An 18278-nucleotide genomic window follows, 5' to 3' on the forward strand; every position below is an offset into this window, starting at 1 on the left:
AAGTCCGACCCATCGTTTATCGTTGTATCGAAATTCGATGGTATCGATGATCGACAGGGGAAGACGCCATGACCGCACCCGTGTACGAACCACCCCGCGGGCGGAACTCCTACCTCGCCTACGTCGCCTGCTGCGTGATCGGCATCGCGCTCGTCGTCTGGCGGTACGTCGACCTGCTCGTCCGCTCGGTCAGCTCCGGGACGGTGTCGGTGCCCGTCCGGATGACCGCGACGAGCGACGTCCCACAGCCGCCCGGCGGGGCGACCGTCACCGCCGACCACCTCGTGCTCCGGGCCCCGATCGCGGACGTGCCGGCGGGGGCGATCGGGTACATCCGGGTCGGTGACGCGCTCGAGGTCCTGCTCGTCAGCGCCCTCATCGCCCTGGTGGCGGCGGTCGCGTGGAAGATCTCGCGCGGCGGGCTGTTCGACCGGTCGACGACCCGCATCCTCGACTGGCTCGCCGCCGCGGTGCTGGTGGCGGGGTTCGTGCCCCAGTTCGTCCGCCGGATGGGGTGGAACTGGGTGGTGTCGGGGCTCGGCTGGGACGGGCGCCTGCCGACGCCCGACGTCGACCACCAGTTCGTGCCCGTGTACCTCGGTCTGCTCGTCGTCATCTGCTTCCGGTTCGCCCTGACCGCCTCGCAGCGGATGGTACGCGACCAGTCCGGGCTGGTCTGATGCCCCCGGAACAGGAGGACGGCCACGCGGTCGTCTGCCACCTCGACGAGCTGCTCGCCGCTCGGGGCATGACGCTGACCGAGCTCGCGGACCGGGTCGGGGTGACCGTGGTGAACCTGTCGGTGCTGAAGAACAACCGGGCGCGCGCGATCCGGTTCTCCACCCTCACCCGGCTCTGCCAGGAGCTCGGGTGCCAGCCGGGCGACGTCTTCTCGGTGCGGACCGACTGAGCCCGGACGCACGGGTCAGATGATCCGCGAGTCGATCACCGCCCGGTCGCCGCGGTACCGCGAGAAGCCGTACTCGACGGGCGTCCCGTCCGCCAGGCACATCAGCCGCTCGATGTGGAAGATCGCCTGCCCGGGGTCGATGTCGAGCAGGTCGGCCGTCCACTGGTCGGCGTTCACGGTGCTCAGCAGCAAGCGTCGAGCCTCCGGACGCGCACCGGCCTTCCGGACCAGCACGTCCGGCACGTACTCGGTGAGCGGCTCGGCGACCAGGTCGGGGAAGCGCTCGTGCGGCACCCAACTCGTCCGGACCCGGCTCGGTTCGCCGTCGAACGAGATGAGGCTCTCGACGAAGAACGCGCTGCTGCCGGTCATCTGCAGGTTGCGTCGGACGGTCTCCGGCGCGGTCACCTGCTGCACGCACAGGTGCACGATGCTGAGCCGGGGTGACTCGAACACGCTGCCGCCAGCCGTCTCGCCGTAGATCGTGACCTCGTCGGACGTGCGGGCCAGGCTCACCGAGGCGACGGGCCGGACACCGAACGTGCCGGATCGCGGTGCACGGGTGAGCAGCCGCTGTTCCTTGAGCAACGTCAGCGCAGCCCGCAGGACGTTCCGCGTCGTGCCGTACAGGTCGAGCAGCTCCCACTCGTAGGGCAGCGGCCCGGTGAACCGGCCCGCGACGATGTCGGCCCGGATCAGGTCGGACACCTGGCGCGCCGCGTCGGAGCGTCGGTTGAACCCGATCCAGTGCCCCGGCGCCGACGGGGTCGTCCCGACGCCCATGTCGGTCCAGGCCGCGGTCGGGGCGAACTCCTCCGGCGCGATCCCGGTCACGAGGCCACCCCCACCGTCGAGACGTCGCCGGTCCAGCCGGCCCAGCGCAGGAACTCCCGCGCCAGGCGCACCGGGTAGTCGGGCGCCTGGATGTCGAGTGAGACGAACACGCGTCGGTAGAACGTCGGTCCGCCGAGCAGGTCGACGGCGATGCCGAGGTCGACGTCCGGACGCAGGTCGCCGGCGTCCATCGCCCGCTGCAGCATCGCGTTCACCCGCAGCCGCCGGTCCAGGTGCCACTCGGTGACGGCCTCCGCGACGCGCGGCTCGTGCGACGCGGTCTCCACGATGAGCGGGAGCGCGCGTCCGACCGGCGTCGCGACCAGGGCGTGCACCCACCCCCGGGTGAGCCCGAGGACCCCCTCGGCGATCGGGGCGTCCTGGATCGTGGGGATGTGCTCCTCCATCAACCGGATGACGGTCTCGGTGAGCAGGACCTCCTTGCTCGACCACCGCCGGTAGATCGTCGCCGCGCCGACCCCGGCCGCATCGGCGACGGCCCGGATCGTGAACGCGCGCGGGTCGCCCTCGGCCAGGATCTCGACGCACGCCGTGTAGACGGACTCGCCGACGGCGGCACTCCGAGGCCGACCGCGGACCGACGCCGCGGTGCTCGTCGCGGGGCTCATGCCACGTTCCAGTGCTCGAGGACCCGGCCCATGCTCCAGACCTCGCCGATCTTGGCGGCGATGTCGAACAGGTTCGCCTCGTGCACGCTCGGCAACCGGTCGCCCACCGCCTCGCGCACGACGATCGGCACGAACCCGTGCTGCATGGCGTCCGTGGCGGTCGCGCGGATGCACCCGCTCGTCGACAGCCCCGCGATGAACAGGGTGTCCACACCGCGGGCGACGAGGTCGGCAGCCAGCGAGGTGCCGAAGAACGCACTCGGGTACTGCTTGGGCACCAGGGTGTCCCCGTCCTGGGGCTCGAGCCCGTCGACGAACGCCCCCGTGGACGCCCCCGGCAGGTACGCGGCGAGCGCCGGCACCTTGCGGAAGAACACCCCGGCGTTCGACCCGTCGGCGGACAGCGCCATGGTGGTGATCGCCACGTGCACCCCGGCGGCGCGGGCAGCGATCGTGAGCTCCCGCATCCGCTCGACGGGTTCCTCGACCCCGGCGTAGAGCCCGCAGTCGGGGTCGACGTAGGCGCGGACCGGGTCGACGACGACGAGCGCAGCGCGTCGTCCTGGCTGCAGCGCGCCGGTGAACCCGGCCGCCGCGTAGTCCTGGTGGTCGTCGGTCATGGGGTCCTGCTTCCGTCGTGGGTGGTCGTTGCCAGGGCGGGGACGGTCACGTGGACGCCCCCGGCTCGGGGACCGGACCCGACCTGTCGGGCCGGAGTGGTGCCTCCCGGTCGGGTGGTCCGAACGGACCGAACGCGACGATGAGCGCACCGAGGGCCGCGCAGCCGGCGAAGGTGAGCGCTGCGGCGCGGACGCCGTCGACGAACACCTGGACGTCGCCGGCCGGCAGGCCGAGCAGGCTGCCGTCGTAGGCGGCTGCCGCCTGGGAGGCGGACAGGCCGCCCGTCGCGATCGCGAGTCCGAGGGCCGTCGAGAACAGGAAGCCAGCGTTCTGCAGGGCGGAGCGGATGGCGTTGGCGATGCCACGTCGGTGTTCCGGGACCCGGGTCATCAGTGCGGACGTGCTCGGCGTCATGAACACGCCCGTCCCGACCCCGACCGCGCCGAGGCCGGTGGCGGTGACGACGTAGGCGCTGCCGTCGGCGAGCGAGACCGCGAGCACCGCGGCGCCGAGGGCGATGAGGAGCATCCCGATGGTCGACAGGGTCCTGGCGGCCACGCGACGGGCGAGGAACCCCGCGGTCACGGCGGCGACGGTCGTGCCGATCGGGGTCGGGAGCACCCAGAGGGCGGCCTCGACGGCGTCCTTGCCGTCGACGGCCTGGAACGACAGGGACGCCAGCAGCACCAGTGCGTAGCTGGACAGGGCGCAGAGCCCAGCGGCGGAGAACAGGGTGATGGTGGCGCGGTCGCGGAAGATCGCCGGGTCGACCAGGGGGTGCGCGACCCGGCGCTGGGTCCACACGAACACGCCGCCGAGGACGACCGCGCCCGAGGCCATCGCCACGACGGGCACGGCCGACCAGCCGACCGAGCCGCCCATCGAGACGGCACCGACGAGCAGGCCGACGGCCGCGACCGAAAGGATCGACCCCGGCACGTCGAGGCGCTCGCCGGAACGGGGGCGGGTGCTGTGCGGGATCAACCGGAGCGACCAGACGAGTCCGGCGAGCGAGATCGGCACACCGGCGAGGAAGATCCAGCGCCACCCGAAGGACTCGGCGACCAGCCCGCCCACGACCGGGCCGATGACCTGCCCCACCGCGGCGACGGTGGCGTTCAGGCCGAGGCCGAGCGACAGGATCGACTCCGGGAAGACGTCGGTGAGCAGTGCGGTCGTGTTCGTGACGATGGCCGCCGCACCCACGCCCTGCACGAGTCGGGCGCCGAGCAGGACGGCGGCGTCCGGTGCGAACCCGCACGCGAGCGAGGCGAGCAGGAAGACGAGGATGCCGGCGATGTACAGGCGCCGCCGACCGACGAGGTCGGCGATCCGTCCGAAGACCAGGATCAGGGTGGTGGTGGTGAGCATGTAACTCAGGAGCACCCAGCTGGACTGCACTGCGCTGGCGTCGAGGTCGCGGCTGACGTCGGGGAGCGCGACGAGCAGGGCGCTCGAGGAGATGAAGACGAGGATGACGCTCAGGCTCGAGGCGCAGAGCACCTGCCAGGCGCGTCGTCGGGCGGCGCCCTCGTCGATGGTGCGGCTACTGATCGGTCGGCCCTCGCACGGCGGACGACGGCGGCACCAGGCGGTGGTGCGTCGTGACCCGTTGGAAGGCGGCGGCCGCGGACAGCACCAGGCGGTCGTCCCACGGCCGCGCGACGAGCTGCACGCCGACGGGCAGACCGTCGGTCGCGGTACCCGCCGGCATCATCAGCGCCGGGAACCCCACGTAGTCGAACAGGCGGGTGTTCCGGGGGATGACGTCGTGCAGGTTGAACCGCTCGCCGTCGACGGACATGGTCAGGTCGTCGAGTCGCGGGGCGGTGGCCCCGATGCCGGGGGTGAGCACCACGTCCACGCCGGCCTCGTCCATCCGGGCGACCATCGCGGCCTGCACGAGCGGGCGGCGGCGGAGCGCCCGGAGGTAGTCCGCCGCGGTCGGCAGGAACGACACGTCGAAGCGCGCTCGGGTCCCGGCGTCGAACAGGTCGGCCGTGGCGGTGTTGGCCTCCTGGTTCGCGGCGAGCTCGCCGTAGAAGACGGTCCAGCACTCCGCGTCGATCGATTCGAGGTCGTCGAACTCGATCGGCACGAGGGTCGCCCCGAGGTCGCGGAACTGCTCGGTCGCGGCGGCGTGGGCGTCGAGCACCGCGGTGTCGATGCGTTCGGTGAACCAGCCGCGCGGCACCCCGATGCGGAGCCCCTCGACCCGTTCCGGTGCTGCTTCGATGAGCGGGACGGCGGTGAACGTCGTCGGGTCCTCGCCGTCGGACCCGGCGATGACCGCCAGGACGAGCGCGAGGTCCTCGGCGGAGCGGGCCATCGGTCCGACGTGGTCGAGGGTCCACGACAGGCTCGCGACCCCGGTGCGCGGCACGAGGCCGTAGGTCGGCTTGATCCCGGTGGTGCCGCAGAGCGCGGACGGCACGCGGATCGACCCGCCGGTGTCCGATCCGAGCGCCAACGGGACGATCCGGGCGGCGAGCGCCGAACCCGACCCCGTGGACGAGCCACCGGTCCACCGCTCGGGGTCCCAGGGGTTCCGCACGGCACCGTAGCGGGCGTTGTGCGGCCCACCGCAGGCGAACTCCGTCGTGGCCGCCGTGAACACGGGGATCGCGCCGGCTGCACGGAGTCGGGCCACGACGGTCGCGTCGGCCGGGGCCACACGGTCGCCGGTCTGGAGCGAGCCGCTCGTGACGATCGTCCCCGCGACGTCGATGATGTCCTTCACGGCGAACGGGATGCCCTCGAGCGGCCGGGCCTCGTCGTCCGCCCAGCGGCGGGTGGACTCGGCGGCGGCTGCCTCGGCTCCGTCGACCAGGCGCAGGACCGCGTCCGACCAGACGTCGTCGCTCGTCCAGTGCGGGGCGAGTGCGGTCAGGACGGCGGACGGGGTGGTGGTGCCGGAACGGTAGGCGTCCAGGAGCTCGACGACCGTGGCTGCGGCGGGGTCGGCGGCGGGCCGGGACGCCGACGGCGCGTCTGCGGGCCGGGACGCCGACGGCGCGTCTGCGGGCCGGGCCGGGGCCGTGTCGGCGCCCGTGCCCGGTGTCGCCGCCACGGCCGGGGCCGCCTCGATCGCTGCGCCCAGGAGCCGACCGAACAGCTGCGCACTGTGTGCCGGTTCCGCGCGCAGCGCCGACGGGGCTGCCGGCAACGGGTTCGCGCGGCTGGCGGCCAGCGCCCGGTCGAGCTGCGGGGCGATGGTGCCGCGGACCACGGCGGCGACGTCCGTCACGCGGGGACCGCCGCCGGTGCGTGGGCGTCGGCGAGGTACCGGAACACCCCGGGCTGGCGGTCGCGTCCGAGCGGGAAGTCGTGGCGTGCCGCGGCGACCTCGCCGACGTCGATGGTGGCCCGGATGATCGGCCCCGCCTGGTGGGCCGGTGCCGAGACGACCAGGTCGCCCCGTGGTGAGACGACCGACGACCGGCCGAAGTAGCTCACGGTCTTGCCGTCGACGGTCTCCTCGCCACCGCGGTTCGGGGCGACGATCCACGTCTGCGTCTCGAGCGCGCGGACCTGCAGTTCCTGGGTGAACAGGGTCTCGCGGAAGCCCATCGACGACACGAGCACGAGCATCACCTCGGCACCGGCGGCCCGCGATGCGAGCCAGTACTCCGGGAAGCTCCGGTCGTAGCAGATGAGCATCCCGAAGCGGGTGCCGAGCGCGTCGAACACGACCGGTCCGGAGCCGGCGGCGAAGTAGTGCTTCTCGTCGACGTCGGAGATCGCGTTGGTCGGGATCGAGGTCTTGCGGTACGACGCCACCTGCTCGCCGTGCACGTCGGTGCCGTGCACGAGCGTGCCGTCGGCGTCGATGAGCACGGCGCTGTTGTACTGCGCGTCGCCGGCGTCCTCGTACAGGCCGAAGGCGACGGCGGTGCCCAGACGCTTCGCCGCGGCGGCGAACCGGGCGGTCGCGGGGCCGGGGACGGGCTGCGCCCAGGCCTTGCGGCTGTCGTTGACCACGCCGCAGAAGTAGGGCGTGGTGCAGAGCTCGGGGAACACGACGAGGTCGGCGCCCTCGGCCGCCCGTTCGAACAGGGCGATGAGTTCGTCGAGCGCGGCGTCGCCGTCGGCCGGGGTCTGTCCGGCCTGCACGACCGCGACCTGGATGACCGGTCGGCTCGCTGCGGCGCTCATGCGGTGACCGCGCTCGGGGCAACGGACTCCACGCCCTCGCGGGTGCGCATGAGCGGCTGGATGCGGGTGCCGAAGTCGTCCATGCCCTGCAGGAAGTCGTCGAACACGACCATGATGCCCTTCGTGCCCTCGACGACGGCGGCCTCGTCGAGCATGGCCGCGACCTGCTCGTACGAGCCGACGAGCGTGCCCATGTTCATGTTCACGGCGCCTTCGGGCAGCGAGATCCGCTTGGCGGTGTTGCCCTCCTCGCCCTCGGTGTCGGTGAGCGCCTGGCCCGTCATCCACGAGATCGCCTCGACGTCGACACCGTCGTTGTAGAGCGCCCACTTGGCCTGGGCGGCCTCCTCGGTCTCGTCGGCGATGATCATGAACAGCACGTACGAGCCCACGTCGCGACCGGTCTTCGCCCGCGCCTCGATGAGGGCCTTGTTCTGGTCGGCGTAGGCGGTCGGGGTGTTCACGCCGACGCCCATCGAGAAGTTGTAGTCGGAGTACTGGGCGGCGAACGCCATGCCCTGCGACGACTGCCCGGCCGAGACGATCGGGATGTGTCCGGTCGGCTTCGGCAGCATCTTGCAGTCGTTCATCGTGAAGTAGTCGCCCTTGAAGTCGGACTCGCCGTGCTCCCACAGCTCCTTCATGACCTGCATGTACTCGGTCTGGTAGGCGTAGCGGCGCTTGAAGTGCACGTCGTCGCCGGGCCACAGGCCCATCTGGTCGTACTCGGCCTTCTGCCACCCCGCGACGAGGTTCAGACCGAAGCGACCGTGCGAGATCGAGTCGACCGTCGCGGCCATGCGCGCCGCGATCGCCGGGGGGATCGTCAGGACCGCAGTCGTGGCGAACAGGCGGATCCGCTCGGTGCGGGCGGCGAGACCGGCCATCAGCGTGAACGACTCGAGGTTCTCGTCCCAGAACCCGCTCGGGCCGCCGTACCCGTGCAGCTTGATCATCGACAGCGCGAAGTCGAAGCCGTACGACTCGGCCTTCTGCACGATCTCGAGGTTCAGGTCGAAGGACGGCTTGTACTGGGGCGACGTGGTGGAGATGAGCCAGCCGTTGCTGCCGATCGGGATGAAGACTCCGATGTCCATGGGGGACTCGCTTTCTGTGGTGGGTGTCGAGCAGGGAGGGGGAGGACGAGGTGGGTCAGGAACGCTTCGCGGCGGCCTTGGCGGCGGTCGCGACGGAGTGCCGCCGGATGGTCTGCGACACGGCGACGGCGACGATCAGGGCGCCGCCGTAGAACAGCTGCTGCACGAAGTTGTCGGCGCCGAGCATCTGCAGGCCGACGACCCCGGAGAACAGGAAGTACACGGCGATGAAGGTGCCGATCGCGTTGAAGCGTCCGGGGATGATGGCGGTCGCGCCGAGGTAGCAGGCGGCGAACGCCGGGAGCAGGAACGACTGTCCGCTCGACGGGTCCGCGCCGCCGAGCGTGCCGGCGTAGACGACCCCGGCGACCGCGGCGGTGAGGCCGGCGCCGACGAACGCACCGACCCGGAGCCGTCGGACGTTCAGCCCGGACAGCTCGGCGACGGTGCGGCCGGTGCCGACGAACAGCAGCCGTCGGCCGACCGGGGTGGCGCTCAGCACGACCAGGACGACGACGGTGGCGATCAGACCGTAGACGAACGCGAGCGGCAGGCCGGCGAGCCCGCGCCACCCGACCGTGGCCTGCACGAGGGCGGGGTCGATGCCCGTCACCGACGACGAGGCGCTCATCCACTGGATGATCCCGATCATGAACGTCGAGGTGCCCAGCGTGACGATGAACGAGTCGATGCGGAACCCGACGGTGAGCAGGCCGTTGACGAGCCCCACCACGACGCCGATGACGAGACCGGCGGCGATCGCGGGCACGAGCGGGACGTCCATCTTCGCGTTGAGCACGGCGATGGTCATGGCGGAGAGCGACATCGTCGAGGCGCCGGACAGGTCGAACTCGCCCGCGGTCAGCGGGAAGAGGAACCCGAGCGCCAGGATGAGCAGCACCGACTGGGACCCGAGGATGTTCTGCAGGTTGCCGAGGGTCGGGTACGTGTCGGGCAGCGCGATGCTGAAGGCGATGACGATGACGAGCCAGGCACCGAGCAGGGCGTAGCGCTCGGTGTGCCCCCACGAGAAGCGCGGGCGGGTCGGACGGACGATCGAGGTCTCGAGGACGGGGTCGGCGGTGGTGGACATCAGGCGTTCTCCTTGACGAGGGAGGGAACAGCAGCAGGGGACGGAGCAGCGGGGGACGGAGCAGCGGGTTGGGCCGCGTCGACGAGGCTCGCCACGACGGCGGCCGCGATGACGTCGCGGTCGACGCGTTCGTCGGTCAGCACGTCGTGCACGCGGCCGTGGGCGAGGACGACGACGCGGTCGCACAGCTGCGCGAGCTGGTCGTAGTCGGTGGAGGCGCAGACGATGGCGACGCCCTGCTCCGCACTCCGGCGGAGCATCGAGAAGATCGCCGCGCGGGCGCCGACGTCGATGCCCTGGGTCGGTTCCTGCAGCAGCACGAGCCGGGGGTCGTCCTGCATCCACTTCGCCAGGACTGCCTTCTGCTGGTTGCCGCCGGACAGCGTGCCGAACAGGGCGGACGGGTCGGCGGGTCGGACGTCGTAGTCGCGGACCAGTCCCGCGACGTGCGACCGTTCCCGCGCGGGGGAGAGGCCGAGCAGTCCTCGGAGCTTCCCGAGGACGGGCAGGGTGACGTTCTGCTCGACGGACAGGGTGAGCGCCCCGCCCTCGCGCTTGCGGTCGGCGGGGACGTACACGACACGGCGGGCGATGGAGGAACCGGGCGAGACCCGGGTCAGGTCGGTCGGGGCAGCCTGCACCCCGTCGTCCCGCACGGTGAGCGAACCGGTCGCGGGTCGTGCGCCGTACAGGCCGGGCAGCACGTCCTCGACCCCGGAGCCGGCGAGGCCCGTGATGCCGACGACCTCGCCGTCGGCGACGTCGAACGACAGGCCGTCGACGACACCGACCCGGAGGTCGCGGACCGCCACCACGGCGTCCCCGGTGGTCGCCGGGCGCGGGGCCCTGGCTGCGGCGCCGTCGAGCCCGCGTCCGACGATGAGCGCGACGAGTTCGTCGGCCGTCGTCGTGGCGGTGTCACGGTGCGCCTGGACCCGGCCGGCCCGCAGGACGGTGACCCGATCGGCGTGCTCGAGGACCTCCGACATGTCGTGCGACACCAGCAGTGCCGAGGTGCGGCCGTCCGCGACGAGGTCCTTGACGACCCGGAACAGCAGGTCGGCGTCCTCCTTCGGCAGGAACACCGTCGGTTCGTCGAGCACGATGAGCGCTCGGTCGTCACCGAGTTCGGCGACGGCTCGCAGGATCGCGACGAGCGCCTTCTGGGTGTCGGAGAGCTCGTCGATCCGTGCGCGGGGGTCGATGTCGACCCCGTACCGCGCGAACAGCTCGGCGGCGGCGCGGTGCTCGGCGCCCCAGCGGACGAAGGGGCCCCGGCCGGCCACGACGGTCGCGAGCCGCAGGTTCTCGGTCACGCCCAGGGACGGGACGAGCGCGAGGTCCTGGTGGACGAAGCTGATCCCGACGCGGCGGAAGTACCCGGGCGGCACCGGCAGTGGCAGTCGGGCGCCACGGACCTCGATCGTCGCTCCCGGCTCCGGCGCGTAGGTACCGGACAGGATCTTGATGAGGGTCGACTTGCCGGAGCCGTTCTCGCCGAGGAGCGCGTGGACCTGGCCCGGCAGGACCTCGAGGTCGACGTCGTCGAGTGCGGTCAGTCCGCCGAAGCGCTTCGTGAGTCCGCTGATCCGCAGCACCGGCACGGCGGTCACTCGGCCGCGCCCCAGATGGCCTCGTAGCCGGTCTTGTACGCGTCGCCGTAGCCCTTGCTCGGCGCCGGCGGGGTGCCCGTCTCGTCGACGTTGTCCTTCGTGAAGACCTTGAGCGGGGTCTTCTCGTCACCGTCCTCGATGATCGGGGTGTCGGTCAGGACACGGCCGGCCTGGTCGAGCGTGGCGTACGCGAGCCACTCCATGTTCTCGCCGATGTCCATCGTGAGGACGCTGCCGTCCTGCAGGATCTTCAGCACGGCGGGGGTGCCGTTGTACGACGAGGTGAACACCTGGCCGGTCTTGCCCGCCGCGGTCACGCCGGCCTCAACGTAGAGGGTCATCGAGTCGTAGACCGGCAGCACGTAGTCGAGGTTCGGATTGGACTGCACGGCGGACTGCACCGTCGACGAGATCTTCGTCGCCCAGTCGGCGACCGGCACGTTCGTCACCTTGACGCTGCAGCCGTCGCACTGCGCCTCGAACTCGTCCTGCATCGCCTGCACGATGCCGTCGGACGGCGGGACCTCGGACGAGGTGATGATCAGGACGTCGCCCTGGCCCTTCGTCTCCTTGATGGCCCAGTCGGCGTTGAGCTTCGCGGCCTCGTGGAACGGGGCGGTCACCTGCGCGGCGACGAGGTCCTGCAGCTGGTCCGGCAGCGCCTCGCCGGTCTGGTACGTGTGGCTGATCAGCACGGGGATCCCCGCGGCCTTCGCACGCTTCAGCGCCGGGACGATGAGTTCACCGTTGACGCCCTGCGCCAGCACGATGATGTCGGCGCCGCGGCTGATCGCCTGGTCGATGCCGGCGGAGTGCTCGGTGGGCGTGCCCTGGTTCGTGTACTCGATCCACTTCGCGCCGTACTGCTCGGCGACCTTCTCGCCGGCCTCGTCGACCGCGGTGATGAAGGGGACTGCGGACGAGTTCGGGATGTTGAAGATCGTCTTGCCGGCGATCCCCGACATGTCGAAGGGCTCGCCCTCGAAGGTGAACTCGGGGTCGACGCTGGCCGCCTTGATCTGGCTCGTGGCGTGCTCGACCCCGGCGGTGTCGTCGCCGGAGGTCGTCGATGCGGTCGACGTGGCCGAGCAGGCGGACAGGAACAGCACGCCGGAGAGTGCGGCGGCGAGGAGCGCGGGGCGGGGGAGACGCGTTCGGGACGGTGCGGGGGACGACATCGGTCGGGGACCTCCTGGACGGGTGGAGCAGGGAAGGTGCGGGGAAGCTGCAGCGGGTACGACGAACACCCCGCGGCGCGGGGTGGCGTGTGCTGGGAGCCGGGAGACGTTCACCGGCGGCGGGGCGTCGGGGTGACGCCGGCCGCTGCAGTGGGGCTGATGCGAATGTAACGGCAGCGGGGAGCCAGCAGGCGGTCGCCCGGTAACGGTCCTGTTAGGCGTTTGTTTCGCTGGTGTTAGGCCACCCGCCGCGATGGTGCGCGCGGGGCGTCCGCCCCGTGGTTCCGCGGGGCACGACTGCGCCACCGAGGCCCGTGCACGCGCGGATCCGGGCGGTGACGGGGCGGCGACGGCGGGGCGAAACACGCCGGACGCATGAGAGGCGACTTCCGGTAACGGCGCTCTCACAATTCGCAGGTGACGGCCGCGCACGGCCGCTGGCGGAATGCCCAGGGGCCCCGGCCGCACAGCCGCGCTGACCGGGACATTCCGGCGTTGCCGGTCCGGGGGCCGCTGGCGTAACCCAGCCGATACGGATCCGGCACGGCGGCGAAACGAACGAGCGGTGGACTGCACCAACGACCGCAGCACCAACCACCACGACAGGAGCACCCCGATGATCACCACCGTCGTCGCCGGCAACCCCAAGCCGGCCTCACGGACGCTCGACGCCGCGACGGTCGTGCTCGAACGACTCACCGGTCGCGCCCCCGACCACGTCATCGACGTCATCGACCTCGGCGCCGGCCTGCTCGGCTGGGGCGACACGGCGGTGTCCGACGCCGTCCGGACCGTCGCCGGCTCCGACCTCGTGGTCGTCGCGTCGCCGACGTTCAAGGCGACCTACACCGGGGTGCTCAAGCTGTTCCTCGACCAGTTCGGCACCGCAGACGGGCTCGCCGGCGTCGTCGCGGTACCGCTCATGCTCGGTGCCGGCCCGGCGCACGCGCTCGCCCCGGAGGTCTTCCTCAAACCGGTGCTGGTCGAACTCGGCGCGACCGTCCCCGCCCCCGCCCTGTACCTGAACGACAAGCAGTACTCGGACCCCGCATCGACCGACGTCTGGCTCGCCCGCTGGCGGGACGTCGTCCTCGGTGCGACCGCCAGCCACCAGGAAGGAACCGCGTCATGATCAGCCCCTACTCCACCGAGGCCCCGGACCTCTCCGCACTCAAGCAGGCGTTCTCGGGCTTCCCCTGCGGTGTCGCCGCACTGTCCGCCGTCGTGGACGGCGAACCGACCGTGCTCGTCGCGTCGTCCTTCACCGTCGGGGTCTCGCAGGACCCGCCGCTGGTGATGTTCGCCGTGCAGCACACCTCGACCACGTGGCCGGTGCTCCGCGACGCCGGCACGATCGGCGTCTCGATCCTCGGCGAGGGGCACGCGCAGGTCACGCGGCAGCTCGCCTCACGCGACAAGTCGGTCCGGTTCGTCGGGGTCGACACGACGGTCGCCGACACGGGAGCGGTCTTCCTGCAGGGGGCGCCGATCTGGCTGGAGTGCTCGGTCGAGCACACCTACCCGGCCGGCGACCACGACATCGTCGTGCTCCGCGTGCTCGGACTCATGTCCGACTTCGCGCACAGCCCGCTGGTCTGGCACCGGTCCGCCTTCGCGACGCTGAGCGCCTGACCGGCGCTGCGTGCCGGACCGACGCTGCCTGCCGGACCGGCACCGGGCAACGGACAGGAGGCCCGTCCCACGTGAGCCGGTCTGCTCACGTGATCCGGGCCTCCCGTCCGCACCGCGGCGTCAGCCGCGCAGCGCCTCCGTCAGCTTCACGCGACTGCCCGTCCGCAGCAGCGCGTTCTCGTAGACGCGGGCGCCCACCAGGACGACCACGACCACCGCGGCGACCACGATCAGGAGCGACAGGATCGGCTCCCACCACTCGGCCGTGCCGAGGAAGATCCGCATCGGCATGCCGATCGGTGCACTGAACGGCACGTACGACATGATGCCGAGCACCGTCGGGTTGTTGTACGCGACGATGATCAGGATGTACGGGATCATCACGAGCATCATCACCGGCGTGGTGACGCTGCCGACGTCCTCCTGACGCGACACCAGCACGGCCGCCGCGGCGAAGAGCGACGCGATGAGCACGAAGCCGACGGCGAAGAACCCGACGAACCACAGGATGCTCGGGCCGAGCATCGAGAACATGTTGTCCTGCCCGGTCACCGCCAGGGTGACGACCGCGGCGATGGCCACGGCGACGATCTGCGCGAACGCCATCACGCTGTTGCCGAGGACCTTGCCGGCGAGCAGCGCCCTGGCCGAGATCGCGGACATCAGGATCTCGACGACCCTGGTCGACTTCTCCTCGACCACGCTCTGCGCGATGGACTGGCCGAAGGTCACGGCCGAGGCGAAGTACACGACGCCGAACGCGATGGCGATGAGGTACACGAGTCCGCCGGGCAGCGCGTCCGGGTCGAGCAGCTCGATCCGCGGTGTGACGCTCAGCGCGGAGACGACGTCGGTCGGGGCTTCGTCGAAGCCGACGACCTTGTAGCCGAGCGGGTCGTCGGACGGCACGATCGCCGCGTCGACGTCGCCGTTCTGCACGAGCCGTTCCGCGTCGGCGACGGAACCGGACTTCGTGACGTCGAGCCCGCTCGTGGTGGGCAGCGAGACGCCGTCGACCACGGCGACCGGCGTGGTGTCGTCGGCGGTGGCCTTGCCGACGATCCCGCCGACCACGATGGACGCGACGACCATGCCGATCAGGATGAGGGCGGAGACCACGAAGGCCTTGCTGCGGATGCGTGCCTGGATCTCGCGTGCGGAGACGAGCCGCACGGCCTGCACGAAGGAGTCGTTCATCGGATGACCTCCCGGAAGACCTCGCTGAGCCGCGGGACCCGCGGGGCGAACGAGCCGACGGTGCCCTGCTGGACGGCCCGCTGCAGGACGTGTTGGGCGGTGGACGGGTCGGCCTCGAAGACGGCGTAGCCGCCGTCGAACTCGCGGACCGTCACGCCGGGCTCGTCGCGGAGCCAGGCGACGTCGCCGTCGACCAGCAGCTCCCAGGCGGCGGGGCCGGCCTGCTTGCGGAGTTCGTCCTGCGGACCGGCGGCGCGGATGGTGCCGCCCGCGATCACGACGACGTCGTCGCAGAGCCGTTCGACGACGTCGAGCTGGTGGCTCGAGAACAGCACCGGGACCCCGCGCGCCGCGGTCTCGCGCAGGACACCGAGCACCGTGTCGACCGCCATCGGGTCGAGGCCCGAGAACGGCTCGTCGAGCACCAGCACCTCGGGGTCGTGGGCCAGGGCCGCGGCGATCTGCACCCGCTGCTGGTTGCCGAGCGACAGCTTCTCGACGGCGTCGTCGGCATGGCCGGTCAGCTCGAGTCGTTCGAGCAGCTCGGTGGTCCGCGTGGTCGCCGCGCGCTTGTCGACGCCGTGCAACCGGGCCATGTAGGTGATCTGCTCGGCCACCGGCATCTTCGGGTACAGGCCGCGTTCCTCGGGCATGTAGCCGAAGCGGCGGCGGTCGGCGGGCCGGACCGCGGAGCCGTCGATCGAGACGGATCCCGCGTCGGCCTGCAGCACGCCGAGCATGATGCGCATGGTGGTCGTCTTGCCGGCGCCGTTGCCGCCGACGAACCCGGTGAGGCGGCCGTTGCCGACCGTGAACCCCACGTCGTCGAGCACCCGGCGGTCGCCGAAGTGCTTGGTCACCCCTTCGATGGTGAGCATGTCGTACCCCTCTCGCGACGGCCTGCGCCGCCTGCGTCGACGCTATTGGCCGGGAGGCCCGGGGCACCTCCGCCATCCGGCGGGACTTGGGTGGGTGGTCGGCTCCACCGCGCGGGGGAGCGGGTGGGCGGCGGGCACGGTCCTGGGTTGTTCGGCCCGTGGGCGGGCACGGTGCTGGGTTGTTCGGCGGGTGGGCGGCGGGCACGGTGCTGGGTTGTTCGGCCGGTGGGTGGGCGGGCGGGCACGGTGCTGGGTTGCTCGGCCGGTGGGTGGGCGGGCACGGTGCTGGGTTGTTCGGCCGGTGGGGCTCTGGTTGCTCGGTGCGTCGTCGTGGCGGGGCACGGTGCGGTCAAGGCTGCACGGGGTGAGCGAGGGCGCACGGTGCGGGCGTGGTGCGGGCGTGGTGTGAGCACGGTGCGAGCACGGCACGGTGCGGACTTGTCCTGCCGGTGCCGGATCGGTCGGCCTCGGTCAGCCGGCGACACCGTGCTCGAACGCCCAGACGACGGCCTGGATACGGTCGCGCAGCGCGAGCTTCTGCAGCACGTTCGACACGTGGGTCTTCACGGTGGCGTCACCGACGTACAGCTCGGCGGCGATCTCGGCGTTGCTGAACCCCCGGGCGAGCAGCCGGAGCACCTCCGTCTCGCGCTCGGTGAGCCCGGCGGCTGCCAGCGCGCCGTCCGCGGTCCGCGCGCTCGCCACCGGTGCGGCCGTCGCTCGGCTGATCACCCGGCGCGTGACGTCGGGCGCGAGCAGGGCGTCCCCCGCGGCGACGGTCCGGACGGCGTCGATCAGCCGTTCGGGGGAGGCGTTCTTCAGCAGGAAGCCGCTGGCACCCGCCTCGAGCGCCTGGAACAGCGCGTCGTCGCTGTCGAACGTCGTCAGGACGAGCACCGCCGGCGGGTCCGGCAACGCTGCGATCCGCCGTGCTGCCTCGAGCCCGTCGACGCCGGGCATCTGCACGTCGAGGCAGACCACGTCGGGGCGCAGGGCCCGGACGGCCTCGACCGCACGGGCGCCGTCGGGGGCTTCGCCGATCACCCGGAACCCCGGCTCGGACTCCAGGATCACGCGGAACCCGGCCCGCACCAGCTCCTGGTCGTCTGCGAGCACGATCGTCAGGTCAGTCGTGCCGTTCAGGTCGTTCGTGCCGTTCAGGTCGTCGGCAGCCATGCCCGCACCAGGTAGCCTCCCCGGGCGCGTGGCCCGATCTCGATCCGTCCGTCCACGGCGGCGACCCGCTCCCGCATGCCGATGTGCCCGAGGCCGCTGCCCGACGGGCTCCGCGCAGCACGGTCGCCGTGCCCGTCGTCGGTGACCTCGACCTCGACGCCGTCGTCGAGGTACCGGAGCCGGACGTCCGCGCGGGCGGTGGGGCCGGCGTGCTTCAGGACGTTCGTCACGGCCTCCTGCACGATCCGGTACGCGACGGCGGCGACCGTCGGCGGCACGGGACGCTCGTCGCCCACGACCACGAAATCGGTCGGGTGACCGGCGACCCGGGCGGACTCGGCGAGCTCGACGATGCGTGCGATGCCCACGGTGCTCGGAGCATCCCCGACACCGCGGTCACCCGTGCCGGGTTCGTCCGCCGACCGCAGGGTGCCGAGCATCCGTCGGAGCTCCTCGACAGCCGTGCGCGCGCTCTCCTCCACCACGCCGAGCGATGCCGTCGCCTGCGCGGGATCACGGTCGATGACCCGTCGGGCAGCGCCGGCCTGCACGCCCATCAGGGACACGTGGTGCGCGACGACGTCGTGCAGCTCGCGGGCGATCCGGACCCGCTCGATCGTCACGGCCTGGGCAGCGCTGCGCTCCCGTTCGGCCGCGAGCTCCGCGGTGCGCTCGTCGAGCTGGTGCCGGGCGACGGCCGAAGCCCACGCCCGGTTGCCCGCGTACCAGGCGGCGCCGAAGTAGATGACGTTGATCACGATGTTCAGCAGCGAGTACGCGATGTACGGCGGGATGAGGGCGCCCTCGTCGTTGGGCAGTGCGTTCGGTACCGCCCAGCCGAACGAGATCGCGAGGAACAGCCACGCGAACATCCCGCCGATGACGACCCACCGGACCACCTCGGCCCGCACCCGGTCGGCGCACCACGCACCGACCGAGTACAGCGAGATGAACAGGGTGAAGTTGACCAGGAACACCTCGGGCACGTGCAGCAGCTGCGTGGCCGCGAACGCCAGCGCGGACACCACGGCAGCGGACATCGGGAACCGGCGACGGAACGCGATCGGGACCGCGTTCGCGACGATCATCAGCGCCGAGACCCACCAGGCCGCCTGGTCGTCGCCGTACGTCCCGGCCGACCCGTACAGGACCGTGGTGACGGCCAGGCCCGCGGCGAGCACGAGCGCGAGCACGGCGTCCTGCCGGTGCTCGCGGCGCCCCACGGGCAGCCGCGACCACTCCGTCGTCGTCCCCATGCAGAGAAC

General features: G+C 71.7%; 18 protein-coding genes. 4 read left to right on the top strand and 14 right to left on the bottom strand.

All coding sequences use genetic code 11. From position 1 onward, the window contains the following. Positions 1 to 68 precede the first annotated feature (68 nt). Positions 69 to 680 (top strand): hypothetical protein, encoded by a 612-nt coding sequence (locus EDF42_RS17335; protein ID WP_123341188.1) that lies wholly within the window; start codon positions 69 to 71, stop codon positions 678 to 680. Further along, positions 680 to 910, top strand: coding sequence for a helix-turn-helix transcriptional regulator (locus tag EDF42_RS17340; protein WP_123341187.1), 231 nt, complete (start codon positions 680 to 682; stop codon positions 908 to 910). Before EDF42_RS17335 ends, EDF42_RS17340 begins: the two co-directional genes overlap by 1 nt. Positions 911 to 925: 15 nt before the next feature. On the opposite strand, the gene EDF42_RS17345 is transcribed toward EDF42_RS17340, so the two are convergent. From EDF42_RS17345 to EDF42_RS17390, 10 genes are read right to left on the bottom strand one after another with little or no spacing between them, the layout of a single operon-like run. Beyond that, positions 926 to 1744, bottom strand: coding sequence for a GntR family transcriptional regulator (locus EDF42_RS17345; RefSeq protein ID WP_123341186.1), 819 nt, complete (start codon positions 1742 to 1744; stop codon positions 926 to 928). Further along, positions 1741 to 2373, bottom strand: a complete 633-nt coding sequence (locus EDF42_RS17350; RefSeq protein WP_123673672.1) for a TetR-like C-terminal domain-containing protein — start codon at positions 2371 to 2373, stop codon at positions 1741 to 1743. Before EDF42_RS17350 ends, EDF42_RS17345 begins: the two co-directional genes overlap by 4 nt. Next, positions 2370 to 2993, bottom strand: a complete 624-nt coding sequence (locus tag EDF42_RS17355) for an isochorismatase family protein (RefSeq protein ID WP_123341184.1) — start codon at positions 2991 to 2993, stop codon at positions 2370 to 2372. Before EDF42_RS17355 ends, EDF42_RS17350 begins: the two co-directional genes overlap by 4 nt. A gap of 46 nt (positions 2994 to 3039) precedes the next feature. Continuing rightward, on the bottom strand, positions 3040 to 4497 hold the full coding sequence (locus EDF42_RS17360) for an MFS transporter (RefSeq protein ID WP_185002567.1): 1458 nt from the start codon (positions 4495 to 4497) through the stop codon (positions 3040 to 3042). Between the two features lie 43 nt (positions 4498 to 4540). Then, complete coding sequence (locus tag EDF42_RS17365; protein ID WP_123341182.1) at positions 4541 to 6241, bottom strand: amidase; 1701 nt, start codon at positions 6239 to 6241, stop codon at positions 4541 to 4543. Further along, positions 6238 to 7149 (bottom strand): carbon-nitrogen hydrolase family protein, encoded by a 912-nt coding sequence (locus EDF42_RS17370; RefSeq protein WP_123341181.1) that lies wholly within the window; start codon positions 7147 to 7149, stop codon positions 6238 to 6240. The genes EDF42_RS17365 and EDF42_RS17370 overlap by 4 nt, the downstream gene beginning before the upstream one ends. Next, positions 7146 to 8246: a pyrimidine utilization protein A gene (rutA, locus tag EDF42_RS17375; protein WP_123341180.1), complete on the bottom strand. Its 1101-nt coding sequence runs from the start codon at positions 8244 to 8246 to the stop codon at positions 7146 to 7148. The genes EDF42_RS17370 and rutA overlap by 4 nt, the downstream gene beginning before the upstream one ends. Before the next feature lie 55 nt (positions 8247 to 8301). Beyond that, positions 8302 to 9339 carry an ABC transporter permease gene (locus EDF42_RS17380; RefSeq protein WP_123341179.1) on the bottom strand — a complete coding sequence of 346 codons (1038 nt, stop codon included), beginning with the start codon at positions 9337 to 9339 and terminating at the stop codon, positions 8302 to 8304. Further along, the gene (locus EDF42_RS17385; protein WP_260213585.1) at positions 9339 to 10952 is read right to left on the bottom strand and encodes a sugar ABC transporter ATP-binding protein; all 1614 of its coding nucleotides are present in this window, start codon (positions 10950 to 10952) and stop codon (positions 9339 to 9341) included. The genes EDF42_RS17380 and EDF42_RS17385 overlap by 1 nt, the downstream gene beginning before the upstream one ends. Next, positions 10949 to 12130 (bottom strand): sugar ABC transporter substrate-binding protein, encoded by a 1182-nt coding sequence (locus EDF42_RS17390; RefSeq protein ID WP_123673674.1) that lies wholly within the window; start codon positions 12128 to 12130, stop codon positions 10949 to 10951. The genes EDF42_RS17385 and EDF42_RS17390 overlap by 4 nt, the downstream gene beginning before the upstream one ends. A 565-nt stretch (positions 12131 to 12695) precedes the next feature. Between EDF42_RS17390 and EDF42_RS17395 the strand changes: the two genes are divergently transcribed. Then, positions 12696 to 13262, top strand: a complete 567-nt coding sequence (locus EDF42_RS17395) for an NADPH-dependent FMN reductase (RefSeq protein ID WP_260235555.1) — start codon at positions 12696 to 12698, stop codon at positions 13260 to 13262. Continuing rightward, on the top strand, positions 13259 to 13762 hold the full coding sequence (locus EDF42_RS17400; protein ID WP_123673676.1) for a flavin reductase family protein: 504 nt from the start codon (positions 13259 to 13261) through the stop codon (positions 13760 to 13762). Before EDF42_RS17395 ends, EDF42_RS17400 begins: the two co-directional genes overlap by 4 nt. Before the next feature lie 120 nt (positions 13763 to 13882). On the opposite strand, the gene EDF42_RS17405 is transcribed toward EDF42_RS17400, so the two are convergent. The 4 genes from EDF42_RS17405 to EDF42_RS17420 all read right to left on the bottom strand — a co-directional run bounded on the left by EDF42_RS17405 (position 13883) and on the right by EDF42_RS17420 (position 18269). Then, positions 13883 to 14959, bottom strand: a complete 1077-nt coding sequence (locus EDF42_RS17405; protein WP_123673678.1) for an ABC transporter permease — start codon at positions 14957 to 14959, stop codon at positions 13883 to 13885. Next, a complete protein-coding gene (locus EDF42_RS17410) occupies positions 14956 to 15837 on the bottom strand; it encodes an ABC transporter ATP-binding protein (RefSeq protein ID WP_123673680.1) in 882 nt (293 codons plus the stop codon). Before EDF42_RS17410 ends, EDF42_RS17405 begins: the two co-directional genes overlap by 4 nt. A gap of 471 nt (positions 15838 to 16308) precedes the next feature. Beyond that, positions 16309 to 17013, bottom strand: coding sequence for a response regulator transcription factor (locus tag EDF42_RS17415; RefSeq protein WP_123341173.1), 705 nt, complete (start codon positions 17011 to 17013; stop codon positions 16309 to 16311). Continuing rightward, entirely contained in the window at positions 16995 to 18269 is a 1275-nt protein-coding gene (locus EDF42_RS17420) for a sensor histidine kinase (protein WP_260213580.1), read from the bottom strand. The genes EDF42_RS17415 and EDF42_RS17420 overlap by 19 nt, the downstream gene beginning before the upstream one ends. Positions 18270 to 18278 lie beyond the last annotated feature (9 nt).

Origin of the sequence: Curtobacterium sp. PhB172, assembly GCF_003752545.1 — a bacterium.
Lineage (GTDB): Bacteria > Actinomycetota > Actinomycetes > Actinomycetales > Microbacteriaceae > Curtobacterium.